The sequence below is a fragment of the Arthrobacter sp. B0316-1-20 genome, assembly GCF_059091865.1.
The window spans coordinates 1-19,697 of record NZ_JBNHHC010000052.1; the positions used below are offsets into that span (position 1 = coordinate 1).

Genomic DNA, 19,697 nt, shown 5'->3' on the forward strand with positions numbered 1-19,697 from the left:
ACGTTCCACACTCCCAAACAACCCAGACAAAGACAGAGATGCATGCCGTGCAAGGTCCCAGCTCAGTACAGGCGGCTTGTGCACAGTTCCTCAGGTTCTAAAGCGGTGCAATGCGGAAGGCATCGCGCCGATGTCTGACACTCCAGAGCGAGATGGAGCCGTCCTGGTTGCGGGCCGGAATGGTTTCCTTGATCTTCAGGATCTGAAGGTGCTGGGGGTATTCCTGTCCGGTGCGCAGCATGAATTCAACTGCGAACCGTTCATTGACGAGCGGAGCCAACCTCTTCGTAGTCCTGGAGCAGTAGATTCGGAGCCCGGTGGACAGAACAAACACGGCAAGCAGGAGCACCGTGTAAAAGCCTTTTGAATCCGCGTTCACGGAGAACAAAACCAGCAGAACCACAACACCGACCAGCGGGCCGGAAAGCCGAAACAGGAAATCGGCAACCCAGTACCGGTGCAGCTCGGGAAACGTAATGGTAAACCCGTCTTTGCCCATCAGGACCCCCCATCCATGCTGCGGCCGGTCCACAGCAGTGGATCGTGATGCTCAATGTACCAAGCAGGGACGCCGGTGATGAGGGTTCCATGAAAGCGGTGGCGCTTCTTTTCCAGATGAAACGATCACTAAACGCTTATGCCTAAGAAGTGCCTTGCACCCGATGGTCCACAAGCTGCCTGTACTAAGCCGGGCGGCAGGTAAGACAGACCGGTGTAGGTAAGGGCGCTACTCGTGCCGGTCATGTTCTCCGACCGATCTTCCAGATAATGCAGAATGGGCCAATGAACAGAGTAGTGGTTGGCCATTTCAACAGGATCGTGTTCGACGAAGTAAAACGCGGTGACGATTCGGAAATGCTGAGCCTTCGTGTTTCGGTTGAGCTGGAAGGTCTGACGGCAAGCCGGAGAATTACGCCCCACTACGCCAACGCCTTTGACGACCTCCGAGACTTCTTCGAGGACTTGGCCGCTCACTGGACTGGGTGGGCCGGCACCAAGCACTATGAGTCTTTGGAAGGCGACCTGAACCTCCGCGCCGAACATAATGGCCACATCCAGCTGATGTTCGCCCTGCAGGATCCGTCCTTTCCTGACGAATGGACCGTCTGTGGGAAAGTGACCCTCGAACCAGGTGAGGAACTCACCCGCGTTGCCGATGGCATCCAACTGCTGCTAAGCCTCTAATCGAAGAAAGCTCACCTGACCGTTGGCCTAGGTACTCGAAAAGGGCTTTCAGCCTGCCCGCTAACGGAATGGAAGCCGCTGGCGTTCATCGAGCACATGCAGCGTGAGTTAATAGATTCGTCCTCGCTCAAGGTGCGCTGGCTCCGGATGACCGCACCCATGACGGAGAGGGTGACAGCCCGTTCGAGCCGGGCCGAGTCCGGGTCCCCTGCACTGCGCAGGGGACCAAGCCTCCTGCCTCCTGTCTCCCTGACAGGCCGAGCCCCCGCAGCGGTTCAGACGACCGGGGTGAGGCCGGCAGGCGGCCGGCAACCGGGACGCTCAAAGTTGGCGGGGCGATTCAGCTTCCGGCACGATGAAGGTCCTTGGCGCTCAGACGCCGTTCAGATCACGAGGTAAGGGGAACCGCGACAACCATGAGCAATGAACCGGTGGACAAGTACGTCATCAGCCCCGCAGCGCATCGAGCCCTCTATGAAGGCCAGAGCGATTGGGTTGGCGCAGGAGACCTAGCCTCTTTTGCCTGGTTTGCGGGGGCCAAGGATCCCCTGGATCAGCAGGTTATGGCTATCGGAGTACTTGCCGAATTGCTTTTCCAAGGTCTGATGATTCCTGGGAACGTCCGGGAAAAGTTCGAACCGTGGGATTGCACTCCAAACGAAGCCTTTGAGGAGATTACAAGGTGGTGGCTGAGCCGACAGTGGAAATTGGAAGAATGGCCGTTCGATTCACCCAGCAACGGCGAAAGATTCATGCTTGCCTTCACGCCCAAGGGCAAGAAGCTAATTGAAGAGCTCGGTCCCTTCGAATACCCCGGCGAGGACGAGGACGACATCTGAAGCCTCCATCCAGGGCCTAGGCAGCACTCCCAACCGGCCGACTGCAAGCCGGACGGGGAAGACATCAGTTGAGTGCCGCTGGCCCTCACTAGGCTGGCCGGTTTGTGCCGGGACGGTCCGGGTTCCCGTGGCCTGAGTAGTGGGCTGCGAGCAGCTTCAGGCCGGTCTCGGATGCTGCCAAATCGATGGGGCCCTTGTCGGTATCGAGCGTTACGATTTTTCCCCTTATGGGCCATGGACCTTTTGCGGACGGGTCTGGTCTATCAAGGGGTACGAGGTTTGAGAAGGTTTTCAGGGGCCCGGCCAGAGGACCTGATACGCCATTTTTGGCCTGGAAGGTGAGAGTGCCGCCCTTTACCTGTGCATAGCCTATGGACCAAGGGCGTCTGGAGGAGCCCGGGACAGGTTTGCCGTACCGAAGGTGGCATTCAAAAAGACCCTGTTCAGCGTCCTTGGCTGCGCGCGCTTGTTTCAACGATGCGATGAAGCGGCCTGAAATGCTTGTCAGAACGACAGCACTCAGGAGCACGATGACGATGGCAGGCCACAATCCCACCGCCTCGCGCAGCAGGGTGAACGCGCTGAAAATAATGAAGAATGTGGCGAACGTTCCGCCCACGTCCAAGACCTGCTCCCACCGGCTGCGGGGCGTGGGATGCAACATCTGTTCCGCCATGATGCCCGTCCTGGTCTCATCGCTATAGGGAATTCCTGACACGCGATCACGGAGAGCTCCCGCATAAGCAACAACTTCCGTATCACTTATGCAGTCAGGCTACGCCCTGTATGACTGAAGCGGCGGCGCATCCCTGTCCGGCAGGAGGCCCATACAGAGCCGGTCCTTCGTCAAGACGGCTGACACCTTGTTGCTTGTTACCGGTGTGAGCGAGTTTCTTCTATCACACACCTTGACGGTCAGATCTTCGTGAACCTTTTTCGCAGTGGTGGACACTACTAGGTATGGGGGAACCTTCTTCTTTAGACGGTGAGAGCGACGAGGCGCTGCTGAAGCGGTGCGCGCGCGGGGATCCGGACGCGTTCGGCATTATCTTTGACCGGCACGCCGATGCGGTCTACCGGTATGCCTTCCGCCGTACCGGCTCCTGGCACGAGGCCGAGGAAATCGTCAGCATGACCTTCATGGAGGCCTGGCGCCACCGGGACCAGCTGCACATCGAACGCAAACCGATGATTCCCTGGCTCTTCGGCGTAGCCACCAATGTCGACCGGAATCGGAACCGCTCGAAGCGCCGGTACGAGGCGCTGCTGCAGCGGCTGCCGGTCCCGAGGCAGCAGCCCGATCCCGCCGACGCGACCGCCGCCAAGGTCGACGCCGAACGCGAAATGCAGGAGGTCCTGAAAGCCTTCGACCGCCTGCCGGCCAAAGACCGGGACGTGGCCATCCTGTGTCTGGTCCAGGAACAGACCTACGAGCAGGCCGCGGCCACCCTGCGGATCCCGGTCGGCACCGTCCGGTCCCGGCTCAACCGGGTCCGGTCCAGGTTCAAATCCGAGGGACCGGAATTGGCCACGGACAGCAGCGAACTTGTGGAAGGGAGAGAATGATGGGCATCCCGGACATCGACACCGAAGACTTCCCGCGGGCGCGCCGCGAACAGACCAGAACGGTCCTGCTGGCGGCCATGAACGCGGAAATCCGCAAACCGGAGAAGAAAAGGAACAGGCACACCGGCCTGATCGTCCTGGCCGGCATTGTCGCAGCCGGCACCACGGCTGGCGCCTTCTACGTGGCCAGCCAGTCCGTACCCGACCAGACCTTCATCCGCTGCTTCTACAGCCAGGACCTCAACGAACCTGACGGACTCGGTTTGGCTCAGCTGCCAGGTGAAGACACCGGAAGTGCGGTCGAGCGGTGCGCGGAAGCCTGGCGGGAAGGTGTTCTGACCCGGAACGGCATGAACCCTGCTCTCCGGGATCCGAACAGCGGATTCAACCCCGACGATCCCAACGGCCCCAAGTACCCGGTACCGGAACTGACGGCATGCGTCTACCAAGACATGGCCGCGGTAATACCCGGCGGCCCCGACATCTGCCAGCGCCTCGGCATACCCGCACTGGAACCGTAAGCCCAATCACTCCGTGCGCATTTGCATGACAGAGACTGTCTCAGCGAAGGCGCCTGTAGCCCGCAGCTTGTGCGCTGCGCAAGACAAAAGACACTTTCGCCAAACATACTCTGCAGGGGTTCGTGGCGAACTTTGCGCTTGGCCCTTGCAGCGATCAGATTCCAAGGCACCATATTGAAGACCGGTTCACGGGTGCTGGAGAGGCGATTAGTGGTCTGTCCGGACCAGGAAGTTCGGTGCCTGCTGGCTCCATCCTGACTGGTCTTTGACCCTCTCCAGACTCTTGGCGGCCGAGGACGGAGCCACGAGCCAGGCTGCTTCGGTTCGCTCCGGATTCTCCATCTTCAGGCCGCTGCCTTCGAAGCTCACCAGCAGCGTGCAGCCAATGGATCCGAGTCCGTTGGCGTCAGTGGGGTCCGCGGCAATCATGCAGAGCTTGTCGTCACCGCTGGGCACCCCGTAGTAGGTGACAGGCTCCACTGTTCCCAGCAGCCGGGTCTTCGAGGGATCAAGATCCATGGGCAGGCGGGACTCCCACGCCGCAGGAACTCTGTCCTCCGCCTGCTGGGGCCTGGCCAGTGAATCTATGATCCGGGACGCGTCCCTGGGCTCGGGTGTCGGTACCGCGGCGATAGCCACTGCTGCAGCTCCTGCAACCGCAGCTGCGGCAATAGCGATTTTGATTCCTCTGCGCATTTCTGCACCCCTTTGTTAACCCCACATCCGGTGGGCTGTTGGAGGGCCGGGCTTTCAGGCTGTCGGGGCTCAGCCTAGGACTGTCGAGGATTCCGAACCAGAGAGGCAAGACAATTTCGGGGAGATGATGCGAAATCGTGCCTCTGGTTTACCTGCAGGGTGCCCCACCAGGTGCGGGACCCGTGACAGTTTCGCTCGAGATAAATCGGCTTGCCACGTGTGATTCCCCTGCCCACGGATCTGTATGAGGCGTGCCGGCATGAGGGTAAGGACGGCTGTTCCTGGGCCCCTCGCCAGCGGTTTCAAGGCTTGGTACATTGAGCACCACGATCCATGAGCAGGGACTGATAAGGCAGGGCCCGGGGGTGCTGATGAGCAAGGACGGTTTCACCGTCACGTTTCCCGATGTCCGTAAATACTGGCTTATGGAAGTCGCGGAGCGCGTGACCACCCCGATATTTGTAGGCATCGTCCTGGTTGCCGTACAGCTCAGAATGCGAGAGATCATCGAGGGCTGGCTCCTTGCCACCGTCCTGGTCGCCGCTTTCGTCCTTCTGATCGCACTTGCCGTCTACATGGGCATGACCAAAAAGGACCTCGCCCGGCTCGTCAATGAGCAGTTCGCTGTCGAGTTCGCACGGCGAACCGGCTGCGAGTACCCCCAGCACCTTCAGGTTCTGCAAACAAAGAAGCCCGTCCGGGTCCGCAGCAAGGAAGGGTCCATCTCAAGTTGGAGCGTCAAACGACGGCGTGACACCTTCCACGTCAGGTCCGCTTAGGATTCAACGAACTACAGGAGGAATCCCGTGCAGATGGACCCGTTCGTGTTGATGATGATAGCCATCCTGCTTGGATTTCCTGCGGCTATTTATGCGATGAAGAATCCACGCGCCAAAGGGGAAGCCTTAGGATCCACCCGGATTGCCCTCATGACGCTTAGCTTCATTGGTCTCTTGTTCCTTATCGCGGCACTCACTCTCAAAGTCAGCGCCTGAGGCGGCGTAATGCATTTCTGTAAGTCGCTTGCGGCACGCCACCTTGGCCGAGACGGTAGGGCCGGAGATGATTGACACCGGCAGGGCAACCGGATCGAATTAGGGCATGATGTCCGCGAAGGCTGAAACCGGCCTCCGGATTGCTGACGGGCTTGTGGTCATCGTCCTGGGGGTCCTGTCCGGTGTCCTTTTCTGGGGCCTGCCCTTTGATTCCTGGCTACGCATCCTGGTATCCGTTGCGGCCGGTCTCGTTGTCCTTGCCGGGGTTGTCGTGCTGTCCGGACGCAGCCACGGTGGCAGGCTCAGACTGACCCGCCGCCGATGGAAGTACATGTCCGTCATCGGGTTCGGGGTTGTCACGGTCGTTGTTGCGGTCATCAGCGCTCCGAACTTTTTTGCCAATCAAGCACTGGCACTCTTTCCGTGCCTCACAGGTATGTCTCTTGCCCAACTGTTTGAGCCAGAGGTCACTCAGAAATTCACCGCCTCCCAGCTCAGCAGCCGTGATGCCGACATCTGGAAGAGGATCATGACGGGCTCGGCTTTGACAGGATTAGTTCTCGGCGCCGGTGCAATTGCCGCCGCACTGTCCGGCGGGCTCACCTTGGCAACCATTCTGCCCCCGCTTGCTGTTTTCTTTCTTGCCATCGCGGCCGCCATCTGGACGATGCTGAGGGCCAGGAAGAAGCAACTCGACGGCAGCGCATAACAACGGATGGGGACCGGTCGGCAGGACCGCTAAGTCGCTCTCCCGATGCTCGGCGGCAGCCCAGCCGGCTCGGCCTGTGCATACTGTTTCGTGCAAGGGGCTCGATAAAAGGCATTCCCGATCGAGTCGGTATGTGGGGTCACATAGCCCTAGCTAATTCTGTGCCGAGGAAGGCATTCCCGTGCCGTGGGGCTGGCCGGTTACGTGGCTTCGTGCTGTGATGACAAGACAGATTCCGAACCTTCTGCAGGCAGGAGAAGTGGCATGTCCCATCAATCTTTTCAGCGGAACCAGGTCCCCACAGTGGTGGTGCTGGCCGCTTTCGTCACCGTGCTGTGTTGGTTGCTCATGCTCGGGATATGGACCCTTGGAGCCGGCTCGGCGAACATCTTCATTGTGCTTCCCGTGCTGGCTACGGTCGGTCTAATTGTCGCCGTCCGACGCTGGCGCCGTTGACTTAACAGGCTGCAAAAAGCGCTGCGGCCAGAGGCATGGAGCTGACGATTCTTCTGGCCAGCCGGATAACAGAGGTTCCTTGTCGAGGCAGTGCTTCTGCGGATCACGTAAGTTTCGAGCCCTTGTTTAGGGGATCGTCCTGTGAGTCCTCGCTTGATAGATTGACATTCACGATTCACTGATAAGGACACTCAACCCCGCTCCCTCTCCCGGCAAGGAAAAGCTTAGGGCTCACTTCCAGGACCGCTGCATAACTACAGAAACCGCCTCTTGAAGGGCCCCATCCATGAAAAGGCGCTGGATCGCTCGCTCCGCTGCTCTGATAGTTCTTACTGGAGTTATAGTTTGGGCCATCCGTACGGACAGACTCGACATGCTGCTTTTCATGGGCCTGCCGATGTTTTTCGTCACCTTTTTCATCTTTTCGGCTGTAGGAAAGGGCAGGCGAGGCATGTCGGAGCCTGACAAGGAGGGGCATCCTCGAGTCGATGGATGAGGGAGTCCTGCCGCCCATTCAAACGGACCTTAAGTCTCAAGTGTGGGGGCGAAGGTTTCTGCCCCTGAGAGTGCCTGCATCCCGCGGTTAAGAAGGCTCCCTCGGCGAGACGGCTGGCTTCTCAGTGGAGATGTATTGCCCTCACAGCAGTTTCACGCAAGGATGAGCGGACATTGGTCCGGTGTGAGGCGGGGAACAGATGCGCAAGAACTTCAGCTTGTCGTGGCTGCAGATAGTGGCTCTTCTCGCAATCGCGGGAACAATAATCGCAGTCCCAGACCCGAATCTGCCTCGTTTCATGCTCGCAGGATTGCTCGTTCTGGTAGTCGTTGCGGGAATTTTCGTAAGGTTGACGGGGAACGGGGGCCGGGAGGGAAAGCGGGACGAGACCATCTCCCGCTAACAACCAACTCATTCGGTTCACTACAGGCGGGAGGAAAGACCGCTTTTGCCGAAGCAGTCTGAAGGCCACACCGCAGGCTTAGAGTTTCTGTGCGGGCCTCAGCGAGGCTGCGGTTGGGTGATGGTAACTCGTGCCCGTTGGATGTCAGGCCGGGCAGCGGCAAGCTCTATCCGGCCCCCGTTGGTTTCGAGGGTGATGAAGCGCGGTGGGAAGGAGAATCCGAACAGGGCTTCCTTCCAAGTCGGTTCCCTCTCACTGCCGACCCCTTCGACCGGCAGCGCAACAACATCGCCGCTCTCAATTCCTCCACGGAAGGGCTGGAATTCAAGCTGGCCCTCACCGGGGGCTGCGAAGCCGTACTGCCACTTGCCGGTGAGCGTCGGCGCGGATCCGGAGGTAACCCGCAGGTAGCACTTGAACACGCCCCGGGCCGCCCTTCGGCGGTCCCGCCAGTACCCCAGAAGCATGACGATCCAGAGAATGACCAAAAGAAAAGCCATCGACGACAGGGCGTCCGCCCAGTCCTCCCCACCTATCAGCGTTCTCAACCAAGTGAGGATCAGGAACACCAGGATCTGCGTGAAGACCTGTACCGCGAGTCGCGCGAGCCGTTTCGCCGTGTCCATAACCCCATCAAACACCCCAGTGGAATGGGCGTGAAGGCTCTGCCTCTATGGCATGGGTGGTTAAACGAGCAGACCTTAACTATTGTTTTCCTGCTTCGCATCTCGCAGTCCGCAAGGCACCTTGATCCCTTCCGGGTCCGGGGATGATTCCCTTGCTGCCTTTGCAACCTTTAACCCGTCCGGTGCTCTGGCGGGCCCCATGGACCGAATGTAGCGTGACCTGTATCACGACAAACCACGCTGTGCCTGATACAGCGGCTGATCGACAGGACGGAACCAATGAAACGGAACACTGGGATCTGCGGTTTGATTCTTACAGGGGCGCTGGTGCTGACCGGCTGCGGAGGAGAGGCGGAATCGGAATCGTCCGAACCGGCCTCGGCGGCCCCGGCGTCCTCCGAGGCGCCGTCGCCGACGCCCACCGCGGCCAAGACCTATACCAATGAGGACCTGACCGCTCTGGTTTCCTCCCTGACCGATGCGCAGGGCCAGCCTTTGACCGTGGTGCCGGCGGCCCAGCTGGACCAGCTTCTGGCCCAGGCCAAGGAAATGCAGTCCACTGCCACCGTCACCCCGGAGGCCTGCGCCGCGTTCGCCACCGAGAACGCCCAGGTACCCGAAGGCAGCACCTACGCCGCGGGTACCAGCCAGGCGGCTGCGGAAAACACGGTGACCACCGTGACTGTCATTGCGGTTCCTGATCCGCAGGCCATGGCCGAGGAGATCGCCCAGGCCAGGCAGGCCGCCACCGAGTGCGCCAACTTCCAGATCCAGGTCCAGGGCCGGACAATCACCGGCCAGGTGCAGCCGCTGGAGGTGACCACCATCGGCGAGGAATCCGTCGGCACCCTCGTCACCCAGACCCTGGACACCGGGGAGACCCAGTCGATCATGACCATTGCCGGCGTCCAGGGACCGCTGGCGGCCAACGCGGTCAAGATCGGTGCCAGTGTCCCGTCCCAGGCGCAGGCCGAACTCGTCAAACTCGCCAACGACGCACTGGCACAAGGCCAAAAGGACTGAACACCGGCAGCAAACGGGCCGGGCGAAAACCTGCCCGGCCCACCCGCGACGGGACCAACTCGCCTTAATAACCGCGCCGTTCATGAGACTGTCGGCTCATCTAGGAGGCTCTGAATGTTATTCATGCCCAAGAGAGGTGAGGTCTGGATGCCTCTCGATCGCGGAAGATTTATGGCCATATCGTGGGGACTGACTGCCTTGGGTGCGCTAGGAGCCGGAATTATTTTCGGTAGCTGGCTCCTAGTAGTCATCGGCGCAATGGTGCTAATTGCGGATATTGGTGTGCTGATTACTGTTGAGCGCACTTTTCACTACGATCCGCAGCGCCGTGCACGATTGCAAGCGAAATGGCCGCTAATAACCTGCTCGGTCATACTGATTATGGGTGCCGCTATATTATTCATGACCTCCGAGGAAATGCTCTTCCCTGCTATCTTCATGGGCCTTTGCGGGCTGGGTGGCATCGTGGCGGAGCTATTGCGCAAGAAAGAGTATGAACGTCCAAGCGAATGAAGTAGCCGCGTGTTATGGGATGGGGTACGTCACCCCCTCAGTACAGACGGCCTGCAAAGCATGCAGGATACAAGCCAGGATGGGCGGGAGGTTCAGGAATTGTCCGGGTGCCGGGTGCGTCCGGTTTCGTACATCAGGTCCCCGGCGTCCTGAAGGTTCCGGAGGCTGTCAGCTATCTCCTGGGCTTGGGCTGCCTCGCAGGAGAGGGAGATGAACCGGGTGGTCATGACCTCGACCAGACAGCCCATTCGGGCGAATTTCTCCGCGAGGGTATGCCACTCGGCGCCGGGCTCAGGGGTAGCGGGCACGATGATCCGGAAAGTGTAGTTGCCGCTGTCGCGAAGGATACCGGTGGCCACCAGGGGGCCTTCAGCCGAGGCGATCACGCTCACCGTGTCGCCGAAGTTCAGATCGTATGCATAGGCCGGGATGGCCAGCAGAGTCACCTCCCCGCCCGGTTCAAGCCGGCCCTTGAGGCCCTCCCAGATCCGTTCGCCGTCTTCATCCTCTTCGGGCATGGGGAACCAGACGGTGGTGTCGGCCGCGCGGGCCTCATCCAGGGGAACAAGCTCGTTGTTGTTCCAGCGGCCAACGACGCTGGGATGCTCCTTGTAGACATTCACCTCAGAAGACTATGGCCAACCAACGGAGAACCACGATTGTGCGGCATCGGGCCGGAACAGGCCGCGGGGCAAGACGCCTGGGGCCAGTGGTTGGGCCGTGAGGCCTAAAGCGGCTTGTTCGATGTCTCCTGAGCGCGCTTATATTCCAGACGCATTTGGAAGAAAATAGCGACGAATATCAGGGCGAACGCAAAGCCGCGAAGTACGCTCCAGATGGAGTCACCGGCGGCAATCGCCCAGATAGCCGAGACCAGGAAAAGTAGGAATAGAACAGGAGAGGCAATTAGACAGAACTTTGCCAGCGCCCTTGGAACGGGTTTTCTTGAAGCTTGGCGTCTCATGCGGTTCCGCTCCTGTTAGACGATGAATATACGCTTCGGGTGGTTGATAGCGGTGACGCCGGCAGCCGGCCGATTAGAAGAGTGCGAATCGTTGGCGGACGGTTGGCCCCTTTCACCGGCGGCATCTGTGCGCTCAGCCTACGGCTGCGGACAGTTCCTGGCCAGAGATTTTCCAGCAGCGCACAGCTCATGTGTGCACCCGCACGGCTCAGTACAGGCAAGATAGGAGGCTGCTTGAGGAGACGGAGTCGGCTAGTCCCCCAGTGGACGGGATGTTACGCCCAGTATTTTTCTCCGCTGCTTTGAAGAGGGATGAGAGGCACAAGAGTCACCAGGCGACGTCAGGTAGCCACTTCTTTTGAGGCCGCACCAGTCGTCCGAATTTACGGTGTAATTGTTCGGCTCTGGGAGCCTTCCTCGGAATGCGTCCGGCGATCGAGAACAAGTGCGGTTACGACCACGATGATGGATACCACCGCGGTGATGGCGATAGTCAGGGCCGCAACATTCGGCGGCTGGGTGAATGCCAGAACCGCCATGCCCACGATGAAGACCGCATTGGCCACGAGAATCGCGATCAGCACTTTCCTCAGCCGGACGGCCCTCCTGTGGAGGTGCGCCTCTGACTGAGCACTCCGGTGTCCCATTAACCGTGCTATGACCATTGCCGGTCCTAGGGCTACCATGCCGACGAACGGCATAGCTCTCGTGAGAGGCCCGATCAGGTCTGGTTGGGCGACTGCGAGAGCAGTCATCGCGACCATGATGGCGATTGCGGGCAGAAGAATGGCAGCTCGCACTTTCAGGCTCGGATTCATGTCTACGCCCCTTATTCCTGTGTAACGGGGACGATACCGGCAAATCGCACGCTTGCACAGGGTGCGCGTTGACTCATAGAAAACCTCCGCGCAGCTGCAGTCGTTGCCTCAGAGCAATACCTCCGCGAACGCCGGTTCGTTGCCTCGGATGAAAACCTCCGGCAACGGCGTGGTGTCCGGGTCCGGGGACCGGGTGCGGTTATGCCCGTTCTCATGGAGCTGACGATGAGCCAACGCAAGGCCGTGACGAAGAAGAAGGCCCTGGCCTACCGGTCCGCCGACCGGGCCGGGAAGGGCCGGATTCTGGACGAGCTGGTGGAGCTGACCGGCTGGCACCGCGACCACGCCCGCGCCGCGCTGCGCGGGGCGCTGGTCCTGAAGGCGGTGCGGCCGCGGCCGGGCAGGGCACCGGTGTACGGGCCGGAGCTGCTGCCGGCTCTGGTCACCTGCTGGGCGGTGCTGCGGGCCCCGGCCGGCAGGCTGCTGGCCCCGATGCTGCCCACCCTGGTGCCGCTGCTGCGCCGCGACGGGGAGCTGGATGTCACCGACGCGCAGGCGGAACTGCTGGTACGCATGAGCGCGGCCACGATCGACCGCAGGCTCGCGCCCGAGCGGGCGAAGATGCTGCCGCGGGGCCGCTCCCATACCAAACCGGGCTCGCTGCTCAAATCCCAGATCCCCATCCGCACCTGGGCCGAATGGGACGACGCGGTCCCGGGGTTCGTGGAGATCGATCTGGTCGGCCACGAGGACGGAAACGCCTCCGGGGAATTCTGCTTCACCCTGACGGTGACAGATATTGCCACCGGGTGGACGGTGAACCGGTCCGTGCGCAACAAGGCCGCCAAGTGGGTCTTCGAGGCCCTCGAGCACGTCATCGCCGTCTTCCCGTTCCCTGTTATCGGGATCGATTCGGACAACGGCTCCGAGTTCATCAATGAGCACCTGCTCAGGTACTGCACGGAGCACCGGATCACCTTCACTCGCTCCCGGCCCTACAACAAGAACGACGGTGCCCACGTGGAGCAGAAGAACTGGGCCCGGGTCCGCGAGCTGGTCGGATACCTGCGCTACGACACCGCTGCGGAGCTGGAGAAGCTCAACGAGATCTGGGAGCTGGACCGGATCTTCACCAACTACCTGCTCCCTCAGCAGAAACTCATCGAGAAGCACCGCCGCGGGGCGAAGGTGATCAAGAAGCACGACGCCCCGGCCACCCCGCACCAGCGCGCCGTGCGGCACTCGAAGATGCGCAAACGCCCGATCATCCGGATGAACGCCGCGTTCAAGCGCATCAAGCCCGCCGCCCTGTCCCGGCAGATCCTGGCCCTGACCGCGGAACTGGAAACACTCGCCCGCGCGAAGAAACCGGCACCGATCAAACCCGCCGTCAACCGGGCCTGGAACACCTGACCCACCCGGAGCCTTTTCAATGAGGCAACGAAGACGCTAATCCGGAGGTTTTCAGATGAGGCAACGAATATTCTTTCCCGGAGGTATTGCAATGAGGCAACAGGGGGTGTCAGCGCTGGGAAGTGCGCCAAGACCGCCGATCATGGCTCTCAGGAAGCGCGGGACGTCGTTAGCGTGGTTCAAGCACCTCTGCACGGTGTTCAAAACCCGCCCGCACAAAGCCGGCTCTCCGTCGAGACGGCTGATGCCTTGATGTCCTAGTGCCGATGTGAGCGGATTTCTTCTGTCGCGTCCGTTGCTAGGCATGGCGTCCGAGCTATGGGGCAGATGATTTGTCGCTGTTCCTGCCCATGGCCGCTTCCTGGGCCTTGGTCTTCCGCAACCTGATGAATCCCATCACCACAATCACAGTGAGGACTACTGCACCGACTGGGAGGAATATCTGCTCTCGGGGACCGTCCAGATACGCGGTGATTGCAACGGCCCAAAGGCCAGCGGTCAGCACAGTGACAAAGATGAGAGGGCCTTTCATCTGAGTTGAGTTGTACTGGAAGGTTCGTGGCCGCTCTTTCGCTTGTTCCCCGCTCTTCTCCACACCGGACCTACGGTTCCTGGTCGCATGTTGGTAGCCAAGCCAGCTCATGTAGAAAACGAAGATCCCGGACGGGATAGAGGTGAGGGAACTGTACTCATCCGGTAGAAGAAAGATGATGACAACCAGGGAAACAACGAACAGAGTGAAGGCCAACAAGACTTTGTACCCGGTTTTCATCTCCCCATCCTTATCCTTCTGACAAACCGACCAGCCCAGCATGTGGCCTCAGCCTATGATGGTCAGGCATTGAAGACTAGAGACTTTCCTGAACCATAAGCGATAGTTGCCGGCCGATACGGGCTGGCCGCGGGAAGAACCGTGGGATCAGGTATTTCCTCCGTCCCCGGACGCAGGTGCTTCCTGGTCCCCTTCCTCAGCCCTGGCCCGGGTCTTCCTCCGGTGGCTGCGGGCCAGCAGGATGATGGCTGTGACAACCAGGGCTGCGGCGATGGCTGCCGCCCAGCCGGCTCCCACCATTCTTTCCAAGACGAGGAACAGGGCGATGGGTACCATCGGACCCAGGAACCCAAACAGGTACTTTCTCCAGAACCTTCCGGCACCAGCGGTATTTCCTTCTGACCGCAGTCCCTGGCTGTGGTCCACATTCGGGTTGATCCCCGGCGGCACAGGATCCATTCCGAAGGGGTTTCCAAACATGGCGCCTCCTGAGTCAGTACGGCAACGGCCCGGCTTTCTTCTGAGTGTGGCGGCGGTAGGCCAGGTACACAACGTCGCCGATTACATCAGGGCCGTCTCTCCTACTCACCCCGAGCCGTTGTGCGGGCAGGCCAGAGTCATGGAATCCGCGGGATGTATGGCCCCTTGGCTGAGGCGATTTACTTCTAAAAGCTAAAGCCTTGGCCGGTACGGCCTTACGCGACCCCAGGCCCGATGCTTGCAGTCAGCCGGTTATAGCGGACCCTGCAGGTGCAGGTTGTTGAGCCTGAAAAGGAAAGCGGCCATGGCATCCCGGTTGACCGGCTGGCCGGGACGGAAGGTGCCGTCATCCCAGCCGGTGATGATGCCGTTGTCCGCCAGCCAGGTGATTTCCCCATGGAACTGAGTACCCGGAGGCACGTCCCTGAAGCGTGAAACCTGGGGAGCCGTGTCGTTGGCGCTGTAGAGGGTGCGGAACATGAAGGCGGCCATGGCGTCCCGGTTGACCGGCTGACCGGGGCGGAAGGTGCCGTCATCCCAGCCTCTGGTGATCTTGCTGTGCGCCAGCCAGGTGATTTCCCGATAAAACTTATCGGTGGGCGCGACGTCGGTGAAGGGTGAGGTTGCGGGCGGATCGAACTGCGGTGATCCGTAGAACCGATAGAGAAAGGCCGCCATGGCATCCCTGCGCACCGGCTCGAGCGGGCGGAAGGTGCCTTCGTCGTACCCGGTGGTGATGCCTGCGGCGGCCAGCCAGCTGATTTCCCGGTGGAACAGGGCGGTGGAGGGAGCGTCGGGGAAGGCGGGGTTCCGTTCCTCGGGCACCTCCATGATGGATACGGTGCCGTGGGTCCAGTTGGCCACGTACATGGTTTCACGGTCCGGGCTGAGCACAATGTCGAAAGGTGAGTGGAAGTAGTAGGGTTCCAGCTGCCGCGAGCAGACGACCGCGTTGGTGATCAGGTCGACCACCGCCACACGCCCGTGGTAGGACTCGGCTACGTAGGCGCGCTGTCCCGATTTGCTGAGCACCACCTCTTGCGGGCTCATGCCCACCGGGATCCGGGCTGTCACGGTGCGGGAGGGAAGGTCGATGACGGCCATTGACCGGTCCCCGCGGGTGTTGACGTACAGTGTTTGTCCGTCTTCGCTCAGGGCCGTGCCATCGCCGATGGAAACTTTGAGCTCGATGGTGTCGATGATCGCCCGGGCGGCCAGATCGACAATGTAGACGCTGCCGTTACGCGAACTGGTGAGGTAGGCGTAAGTATCGGTGGGGTCCAGGATCAGGGAGCTTAGCTCGGATAGGGGAGAGACTTCTCCGGACTGGTAGAACTCCATGGTGTCGAGGACGGTATCGGTGGCGGTATCAACCACGGACACTTTGCCGCGAAAGTCCAGCACGTAGGCTCTGGATCCGTCACGGTTGAATTCCAGATGGCCGGGAGAACCTTCAACCGGGATGGTGGCGGTGACTTCGTGGGTTGCGGTATCGAAGACCTGCACCTCTCCGCCGTCAAGGGGGATGTAACCTTTGGTACCGGCGGGGTGAAGTGCTACCTGCCCGGTGTAGCCGACATACCGGTAGGGCCTGGGGATGGTTGCCAGCTTCTGAAGGGACCGGGTGTCAAAGACCGAGACGGATAGACCGTGTTCGAGTGTTGGTGCGGTACTGGACACGTACAGCCGGGTTCCGTCGGCGTTCAGCGTGACCATGCTGGCGTAGCCCTCATCAACGCGCAGTTCCCGGATTGGGGTGGGGTCGTCCTCCGACCGGTCGCACCCCCAGAAGCCCGGGGCCTGCGGCCCCGTGGTTGCCGCAGGGGAAGGAGCCGGAGCGGCTCCGGCCGGAGCGGCGAAAACCAGGGACAGCAGTATCGCGCAGGCTGCGGCAGCGGTAGTGCGTGCGGTACTGCGACGATTCATTCCAAGTCCCCCAACTCAAACTCCGGACGCGACACCGCGTTCATTGAGCAGACTATAACCCGCAGGCCTACCGCAAAAACATGCTCCTGCAAATATTTTCAGAGGCGAGTTGAAGGTCAACGATTTACGAGCGGCCTGTGCGATCCCTCAGCACGCCTTGACACCGCCCGTAGCTTCCAGAGGCTGAGCGCTCCTGCAAGGACGGTGAAGTCGTAAATGGCAGGAAGAGTTACCGTTTCGATCCCGTACACTTCCAGGTCCTTGACCGTTTGAACGCTCCATAGGAGCGCGATCACGGCCGCTATGGCCGTAGTAACGACTAGGGCGTTGTAGGCCGACTTCTTTCCCCGGAAAGCCAGCAGCAGCAGCCAGAACAGACCCCCTGCTAGCAGCAGCATCAGAACTGCCGACATGGCAAAGAGCGGGCCGAGACCCATGATCTCGATCTGATACATGTCTGCGCCTTCAGGTGGAAACAGCGTGCGTACCGCTGCGATCAGGAGAATCATTCCGGCGATAGCCGCAATCCCGACAGCGATCAGGCCAAGGGCAAATCCAGCCTTGGGTTTCCTGCCCGCCTTGCCCCTCTCTGAAGGCTCCCCGGCCGGGAGCGAACCAGGGCCACTGTCTGAAGGCATGCACTGATCGTAACTGCCGCAGCACTTGTCCCAGGCCGCGACCCATCGCCTGATCTAACTATCCGATAACAGGCCTTGAAATCCGCCGGAGGCAGGACTAATTCAGAAGAGCCATCGGGCAGCGGAGCGCTTAGCGCTCTGGGGGCGTTGGTCGCCGTAGCTTTTCCAGTGCTTCATCGGCCCATTGGACAGACTTTATTGCGCTGCCCGCAGCGGTAATTAAAGCCGCAGCGAGGACAGGATTCACCAAGAGCATGCCGAAGAGTGTGAGGAAGACCGTATATCCACATATGACTTTAAGAGCCAAACGATCTCCGGGATGGTCCAACGACACGGAGAGACGTAAGTAACCTGCAACTCGGTGGAGATGGCCCTCTTCATCGGCAGTTGTTGCCTCAAGTACAGCATCTAAGTCAGCCTCAAGATCATCCGTCGGACCATACTCGCGAAGCGAGCGACTAAGGGCTACAAAATCCTCATCATGGGAAACCCGGTTGACTCCGAAAGCATCGGGTTTGCAGGTTTCGGCGCTGATTAGATCCTGAAGGAGACGGGAGACGTTGGGGGCGCCTATAAGCCGTTGATACATATTGCCTAGCGACGGAATCGCTACTGCACGCGAATAGGACAGCGCGGCCAGAGAAACGGTCGAAGTGCTTTGTGGACTCAGGTCTAGGTTCTTGACGAGGTTTCCGACCACGCCGGCTACCACGGAAGTGTGCGGAAACAGGTTCTGGTCTTTGACGAGGTTCCCCACCACACCGGCCACCGGGGAAGTGTAGGGGGTCAGACCCAGGTCTTTGACGAGGTCCTGCACTGTGAATACTGGCGCCGCAGGGGCTGGTTCAGTCATGGCTTGCTCTATCGTTCCTGTTGCTCGCGCCAGCAATAACGCGAGCAGCATACTCTTGAACTCCGAGGAACACTGCTGGCCTCCAGTAAAGCAGTGGAAGCCATTCCTGCATGGCAGGATGCGGTGGACACACTGGGTCCGCCGCTCGAGAGCCGCCCGCTGCGGAAAATAACTTGTGCCAGCTTTCAAAGCCTCTGGCTAGGATTCACCGGGTAGCCGTAGGCTAAGCGCAAAGCCGTCTCCTGAACTGGGAGTCTGTGCTTGTGTTTCGTAGAAGGATCACAGCAGCCACCGTGGAGGCATAGCGATACCTTCCAGGTGTGGATCACTGAGGAGGTCGTGTGACGCGGGAATGGTCTACCAAACGGAAAGTTCTTGTTGGGGCGGCGCTCGGAATCCTTGGCATTGCTGCAGCTGTGCTGCTGCCCTCAAGCCTGCAGTTTTTGGCAGTCGTCCTCCAGACCCTGTTCGGTCTCTACATCTGCTACTTGGCTTATGAACACGTAACCAGAGAGCGCGAACAGTGAGGCCCTGTGAGTCCGATGCTAATGCTTGGTATGCGGGCCGTTCTGGCCACCTGCGTCCGAATCCGCTGCTGCAGCAGCCTTTAGTTTCCGCAAGTGATGGATCGCCATTACCAGTGCAATGGTCGAAAGTATGGGTGTAACGGGCAGGAACCAGTCTTTGATTTCTCCGGCGAGCAAGAGGGCAATCAGCATTGCCCAGAAGCCTGCGGTGAGAATGGCAATGCCGACTACCGCGACCTTAGCCTGATTTACGTTCGGCCTTGGACCTACTCCCGGTCCCCTGCCCTGAAAATTATTCGGAACGAACATGATTCCACTTCCGCATGCGTAGAGGGCCTCAAGTAACTCGCTGCAGCTTTCTGAAACCTCAGTATATGAATCACACACTGCGCCGCTATAGCCATTGGCCGCATAGCAACTGGTCTTAAGGCGGCCCGCTCTTACTGCCTCTTGGCTCGACTGCCCGACGGTTCTTTCAGATGAATGCGCCAGCAGGTCCCTCCGGCGAAAAGCGTCTCCCAATCGATTCAATGCAGGACTCTGACAAGACAGAGCTGGTCCTCTTCCCGTGCAAGGAACGGATCATCTTGCCACCATGTCTTGCAAGGAAATCCTGGTCGGGTGTGCTCAGTTCTGGTTCCGAGACATGTTTGAGGGTTTGGATGCGTCCGTTAACCGGTCTTCCCACCGAACACACGCAGCAGTCACCTGCGATGCCCTGTGGGACCTTGGAGTCAGGAACCTATTCAGGCATATCCGCCTGTGATTTTCGGCTGTTACTTACGGCGACTCCAAGACGACCGGCTACTACCAAGACCCCGCCTACGGCGGAGGCCTTCGTCATGTCCGGATCAGGCGAACAGTTCAGCGGGGGGTGTCTCCAGGGGCAGGTCCTTCACCTTGGGGTTGTGGCCGTCCTGGAGGTTGCATCCCTGAAATGGTCCGTCGGCGGACATCAGGCGCGTCATGTGGGGGTCGGCGTGGTCGCGCCACCATACGGACATGCCGGTTTGTCCGTCCAGGCGCAGGTGTTCCCAGGAGCGCCACAGGGCCTCCAGACGGCTGAACGCTTCGGGGTGCAGCCACCACTGTGAGCACCACAGCAGTCCGCCGGTGCCGGCGATGTCGGTTTTGCGGCGGTAAATCACCGCAAGGTGTTCCATAAACGCGGGCAGGTTCTTGAAGTGCAGCTCCGGAGCGGGGTTCTCCTGTTCGGGAGGGGCACTCTCCTGTGTGGTCTGCTGATCGTCGGATTCCCATGCCGCTTGTACGTCCATC

At 60.1% G+C, this 19,697-nt stretch carries 25 protein-coding genes; 12 read left to right on the top strand and 13 right to left on the bottom strand.

The genetic code is table 11. From position 1 onward, the window contains the following. Window positions 1–97 precede the first annotated feature (97 nt). Window positions 98–499, bottom strand: a complete 402-nt coding sequence (locus tag AC5RW2_RS35905) for a hypothetical protein (RefSeq protein WP_494031840.1) — start codon at window positions 497–499, stop codon at window positions 98–100. Between the two features lie 284 nt (window positions 500–783). Here AC5RW2_RS35905 and AC5RW2_RS35910 point away from each other — a divergent pair, with 284 nt between their 5' ends. Together AC5RW2_RS35910 and AC5RW2_RS35915 are read left to right on the top strand one after the other, a co-directional pair. Next, complete coding sequence (locus AC5RW2_RS35910; protein WP_494031839.1) at window positions 784–1,185, top strand: DUF6228 family protein; 402 nt, start codon at window positions 784–786, stop codon at window positions 1,183–1,185. A gap of 416 nt (window positions 1,186–1,601) precedes the next feature. Next, window positions 1,602–2,024, top strand: coding sequence for a hypothetical protein (locus tag AC5RW2_RS35915; RefSeq protein ID WP_494031838.1), 423 nt, complete (start codon window positions 1,602–1,604; stop codon window positions 2,022–2,024). 88 nt (window positions 2,025–2,112) lie between these two features. Here the strand turns inward: AC5RW2_RS35915 and AC5RW2_RS35920 are convergent, their stop codons facing one another. Next, complete coding sequence (locus tag AC5RW2_RS35920; protein WP_494031837.1) at window positions 2,113–2,700, bottom strand: hypothetical protein; 588 nt, start codon at window positions 2,698–2,700, stop codon at window positions 2,113–2,115. Between the two features lie 284 nt (window positions 2,701–2,984). On the opposite strand from AC5RW2_RS35920, the gene AC5RW2_RS35925 reads away from it, so the two are divergent. Together AC5RW2_RS35925 and AC5RW2_RS35930 are read left to right on the top strand one after the other, a co-directional pair. Next, window positions 2,985–3,590 carry an RNA polymerase sigma factor gene (locus AC5RW2_RS35925; RefSeq protein ID WP_494031836.1) on the top strand — a complete coding sequence of 202 codons (606 nt, stop codon included), beginning with the start codon at window positions 2,985–2,987 and terminating at the stop codon, window positions 3,588–3,590. Further along, window positions 3,587–4,111 carry a hypothetical protein gene (locus AC5RW2_RS35930; RefSeq protein WP_494031835.1) on the top strand — a complete coding sequence of 175 codons (525 nt, stop codon included), beginning with the start codon at window positions 3,587–3,589 and terminating at the stop codon, window positions 4,109–4,111. The genes AC5RW2_RS35925 and AC5RW2_RS35930 overlap by 4 nt, the downstream gene beginning before the upstream one ends. 207 nt (window positions 4,112–4,318) lie before the next feature. Here the strand turns inward: AC5RW2_RS35930 and AC5RW2_RS35935 are convergent, their stop codons facing one another. Further along, a complete protein-coding gene (locus tag AC5RW2_RS35935; RefSeq protein WP_494031834.1) occupies window positions 4,319–4,807 on the bottom strand; it encodes a hypothetical protein in 489 nt (162 codons plus the stop codon). 317 nt (window positions 4,808–5,124) lie between these two features. Here AC5RW2_RS35935 and AC5RW2_RS35940 point away from each other — a divergent pair, with 317 nt between their 5' ends. The 4 genes from AC5RW2_RS35940 (at window position 5,125) to AC5RW2_RS35955 (ending at window position 6,967) form a co-directional block, all read left to right on the top strand. Beyond that, window positions 5,125–5,586, top strand: a complete 462-nt coding sequence (locus tag AC5RW2_RS35940) for a hypothetical protein (protein ID WP_494031833.1) — start codon at window positions 5,125–5,127, stop codon at window positions 5,584–5,586. A gap of 27 nt (window positions 5,587–5,613) precedes the next feature. Then, window positions 5,614–5,802 carry a hypothetical protein gene (locus AC5RW2_RS35945; protein ID WP_494031832.1) on the top strand — a complete coding sequence of 63 codons (189 nt, stop codon included), beginning with the start codon at window positions 5,614–5,616 and terminating at the stop codon, window positions 5,800–5,802. A 106-nt stretch (window positions 5,803–5,908) separates the two neighbouring features. After that, on the top strand, window positions 5,909–6,511 hold the full coding sequence (locus AC5RW2_RS35950) for a hypothetical protein (RefSeq protein WP_494037000.1): 603 nt from the start codon (window positions 5,909–5,911) through the stop codon (window positions 6,509–6,511). 264 nt (window positions 6,512–6,775) lie between these two features. Continuing rightward, the gene (locus AC5RW2_RS35955) at window positions 6,776–6,967 is read left to right on the top strand and encodes a hypothetical protein (protein ID WP_494031830.1); all 192 of its coding nucleotides are present in this window, start codon (window positions 6,776–6,778) and stop codon (window positions 6,965–6,967) included. 997 nt (window positions 6,968–7,964) lie between these two features. Here AC5RW2_RS35955 and AC5RW2_RS35960 read toward each other — a convergent pair. Next, complete coding sequence (locus AC5RW2_RS35960; protein WP_494031829.1) at window positions 7,965–8,492, bottom strand: hypothetical protein; 528 nt, start codon at window positions 8,490–8,492, stop codon at window positions 7,965–7,967. Between the two features lie 279 nt (window positions 8,493–8,771). Between AC5RW2_RS35960 and AC5RW2_RS35965 the strand changes: the two genes are divergently transcribed. Both AC5RW2_RS35965 and AC5RW2_RS35970 read left to right on the top strand, forming a co-directional pair. Further along, window positions 8,772–9,515, top strand: a complete 744-nt coding sequence (locus AC5RW2_RS35965) for a hypothetical protein (RefSeq protein WP_494031828.1) — start codon at window positions 8,772–8,774, stop codon at window positions 9,513–9,515. Window positions 9,516–9,662: 147 nt separating this feature from the next. Further along, window positions 9,663–10,028, top strand: a complete 366-nt coding sequence (locus AC5RW2_RS35970) for a hypothetical protein (protein WP_494031827.1) — start codon at window positions 9,663–9,665, stop codon at window positions 10,026–10,028. A 92-nt stretch (window positions 10,029–10,120) separates the two neighbouring features. Here AC5RW2_RS35970 and AC5RW2_RS35975 read toward each other — a convergent pair whose 3' ends face one another. Both AC5RW2_RS35975 and AC5RW2_RS35980 read right to left on the bottom strand, forming a co-directional pair. Continuing rightward, window positions 10,121–10,651 (bottom strand): DUF4265 domain-containing protein, encoded by a 531-nt coding sequence (locus tag AC5RW2_RS35975; RefSeq protein ID WP_494031826.1) that lies wholly within the window; start codon window positions 10,649–10,651, stop codon window positions 10,121–10,123. A 724-nt stretch (window positions 10,652–11,375) separates the two neighbouring features. Next, the gene (locus tag AC5RW2_RS35980) at window positions 11,376–11,576 is read right to left on the bottom strand and encodes a hypothetical protein (RefSeq protein WP_494031825.1); all 201 of its coding nucleotides are present in this window, start codon (window positions 11,574–11,576) and stop codon (window positions 11,376–11,378) included. 459 nt (window positions 11,577–12,035) lie between these two features. Between AC5RW2_RS35980 and AC5RW2_RS35985 the strand changes: the two genes are divergently transcribed. Then, on the top strand, window positions 12,036–13,223 hold the full coding sequence (locus tag AC5RW2_RS35985; protein WP_494031824.1) for an integrase catalytic domain-containing protein: 1,188 nt from the start codon (window positions 12,036–12,038) through the stop codon (window positions 13,221–13,223). Window positions 13,224–13,539: 316 nt separating this feature from the next. Here AC5RW2_RS35985 and AC5RW2_RS35990 read toward each other — a convergent pair whose 3' ends face one another. The 5 genes from AC5RW2_RS35990 to AC5RW2_RS36010 form a co-directional block, all read right to left on the bottom strand. Further along, entirely contained in the window at window positions 13,540–13,995 is a 456-nt protein-coding gene (locus AC5RW2_RS35990) for a hypothetical protein (protein WP_494031823.1), read from the bottom strand. 147 nt (window positions 13,996–14,142) lie between these two features. Further along, complete coding sequence (locus tag AC5RW2_RS35995) at window positions 14,143–14,475, bottom strand: hypothetical protein (protein WP_494031822.1); 333 nt, start codon at window positions 14,473–14,475, stop codon at window positions 14,143–14,145. Window positions 14,476–14,727: 252 nt separating this feature from the next. After that, on the bottom strand, window positions 14,728–16,401 hold the full coding sequence (locus tag AC5RW2_RS36000) for an S-layer homology domain-containing protein (protein WP_494031821.1): 1,674 nt from the start codon (window positions 16,399–16,401) through the stop codon (window positions 14,728–14,730). 116 nt (window positions 16,402–16,517) lie between these two features. Beyond that, the gene (locus AC5RW2_RS36005) at window positions 16,518–17,039 is read right to left on the bottom strand and encodes a hypothetical protein (RefSeq protein ID WP_494031820.1); all 522 of its coding nucleotides are present in this window, start codon (window positions 17,037–17,039) and stop codon (window positions 16,518–16,520) included. 130 nt (window positions 17,040–17,169) lie between these two features. Beyond that, complete coding sequence (locus AC5RW2_RS36010) at window positions 17,170–17,892, bottom strand: hypothetical protein (protein ID WP_494075087.1); 723 nt, start codon at window positions 17,890–17,892, stop codon at window positions 17,170–17,172. 341 nt (window positions 17,893–18,233) lie between these two features. Between AC5RW2_RS36010 and AC5RW2_RS36015 the strand changes: the two genes are divergently transcribed. Then, window positions 18,234–18,419, top strand: coding sequence for a hypothetical protein (locus AC5RW2_RS36015; protein ID WP_494032857.1), 186 nt, complete (start codon window positions 18,234–18,236; stop codon window positions 18,417–18,419). 18 nt (window positions 18,420–18,437) lie between these two features. Here AC5RW2_RS36015 and AC5RW2_RS36020 read toward each other — a convergent pair whose 3' ends face one another. Continuing rightward, complete coding sequence (locus AC5RW2_RS36020; protein WP_494032856.1) at window positions 18,438–18,728, bottom strand: hypothetical protein; 291 nt, start codon at window positions 18,726–18,728, stop codon at window positions 18,438–18,440. Window positions 18,729–19,270: 542 nt separating this feature from the next. Further along, window positions 19,271–19,696 carry a DUF4913 domain-containing protein gene (locus tag AC5RW2_RS36025; RefSeq protein ID WP_494032855.1) on the bottom strand — a complete coding sequence of 142 codons (426 nt, stop codon included), beginning with the start codon at window positions 19,694–19,696 and terminating at the stop codon, window positions 19,271–19,273. Window position 19,697: the final 1 nt, after the last annotated feature.

Excerpts from the sequence above, each read along its gene's own strand:
- AC5RW2_RS35905 (WP_494031840.1), bottom strand. The coding sequence starts at position 499 with ATGGGCAAAGACGGGTTTACCATTACGTTTCCCGAGCTGCACCGGTAC.
- AC5RW2_RS35910 (WP_494031839.1), top strand. The coding sequence starts at position 784 with ATGAACAGAGTAGTGGTTGGCCATTTCAACAGGATCGTGTTCGACGAA.
- AC5RW2_RS35915 (WP_494031838.1), top strand. The coding sequence starts at position 1,602 with ATGAGCAATGAACCGGTGGACAAGTACGTCATCAGCCCCGCAGCGCAT.
- AC5RW2_RS35920 (WP_494031837.1), bottom strand. The coding sequence starts at position 2,700 with ATGGCGGAACAGATGTTGCATCCCACGCCCCGCAGCCGGTGGGAGCAG.
- AC5RW2_RS35925 (WP_494031836.1), top strand. The coding sequence starts at position 2,985 with ATGGGGGAACCTTCTTCTTTAGACGGTGAGAGCGACGAGGCGCTGCTG.
- AC5RW2_RS35930 (WP_494031835.1), top strand. The coding sequence starts at position 3,587 with ATGATGGGCATCCCGGACATCGACACCGAAGACTTCCCGCGGGCGCGC.
- AC5RW2_RS35935 (WP_494031834.1), bottom strand. The coding sequence starts at position 4,807 with ATGCGCAGAGGAATCAAAATCGCTATTGCCGCAGCTGCGGTTGCAGGA.
- AC5RW2_RS35950 (WP_494037000.1), top strand. The coding sequence starts at position 5,909 with ATGATGTCCGCGAAGGCTGAAACCGGCCTCCGGATTGCTGACGGGCTT.
- AC5RW2_RS35955 (WP_494031830.1), top strand. The coding sequence starts at position 6,776 with ATGTCCCATCAATCTTTTCAGCGGAACCAGGTCCCCACAGTGGTGGTG.
- AC5RW2_RS35960 (WP_494031829.1), bottom strand. The coding sequence starts at position 8,492 with ATGGACACGGCGAAACGGCTCGCGCGACTCGCGGTACAGGTCTTCACG.
- AC5RW2_RS35965 (WP_494031828.1), top strand. The coding sequence starts at position 8,772 with ATGAAACGGAACACTGGGATCTGCGGTTTGATTCTTACAGGGGCGCTG.
- AC5RW2_RS35970 (WP_494031827.1), top strand. The coding sequence starts at position 9,663 with ATGCCTCTCGATCGCGGAAGATTTATGGCCATATCGTGGGGACTGACT.
- AC5RW2_RS35985 (WP_494031824.1), top strand. The coding sequence starts at position 12,036 with ATGAGCCAACGCAAGGCCGTGACGAAGAAGAAGGCCCTGGCCTACCGG.
- AC5RW2_RS35990 (WP_494031823.1), bottom strand. The coding sequence starts at position 13,995 with ATGAAAACCGGGTACAAAGTCTTGTTGGCCTTCACTCTGTTCGTTGTT.
- AC5RW2_RS35995 (WP_494031822.1), bottom strand. The coding sequence starts at position 14,475 with ATGTTTGGAAACCCCTTCGGAATGGATCCTGTGCCGCCGGGGATCAAC.
- AC5RW2_RS36000 (WP_494031821.1), bottom strand. The coding sequence starts at position 16,401 with ATGAATCGTCGCAGTACCGCACGCACTACCGCTGCCGCAGCCTGCGCG.
- AC5RW2_RS36005 (WP_494031820.1), bottom strand. The coding sequence starts at position 17,039 with ATGCCTTCAGACAGTGGCCCTGGTTCGCTCCCGGCCGGGGAGCCTTCA.
- AC5RW2_RS36010 (WP_494075087.1), bottom strand. The coding sequence starts at position 17,892 with ATGACTGAACCAGCCCCTGCGGCGCCAGTATTCACAGTGCAGGACCTC.
- AC5RW2_RS36020 (WP_494032856.1), bottom strand. The coding sequence starts at position 18,728 with ATGTTCGTTCCGAATAATTTTCAGGGCAGGGGACCGGGAGTAGGTCCA.
- AC5RW2_RS36025 (WP_494032855.1), bottom strand. The coding sequence starts at position 19,696 with ATGGACGTACAAGCGGCATGGGAATCCGACGATCAGCAGACCACACAG.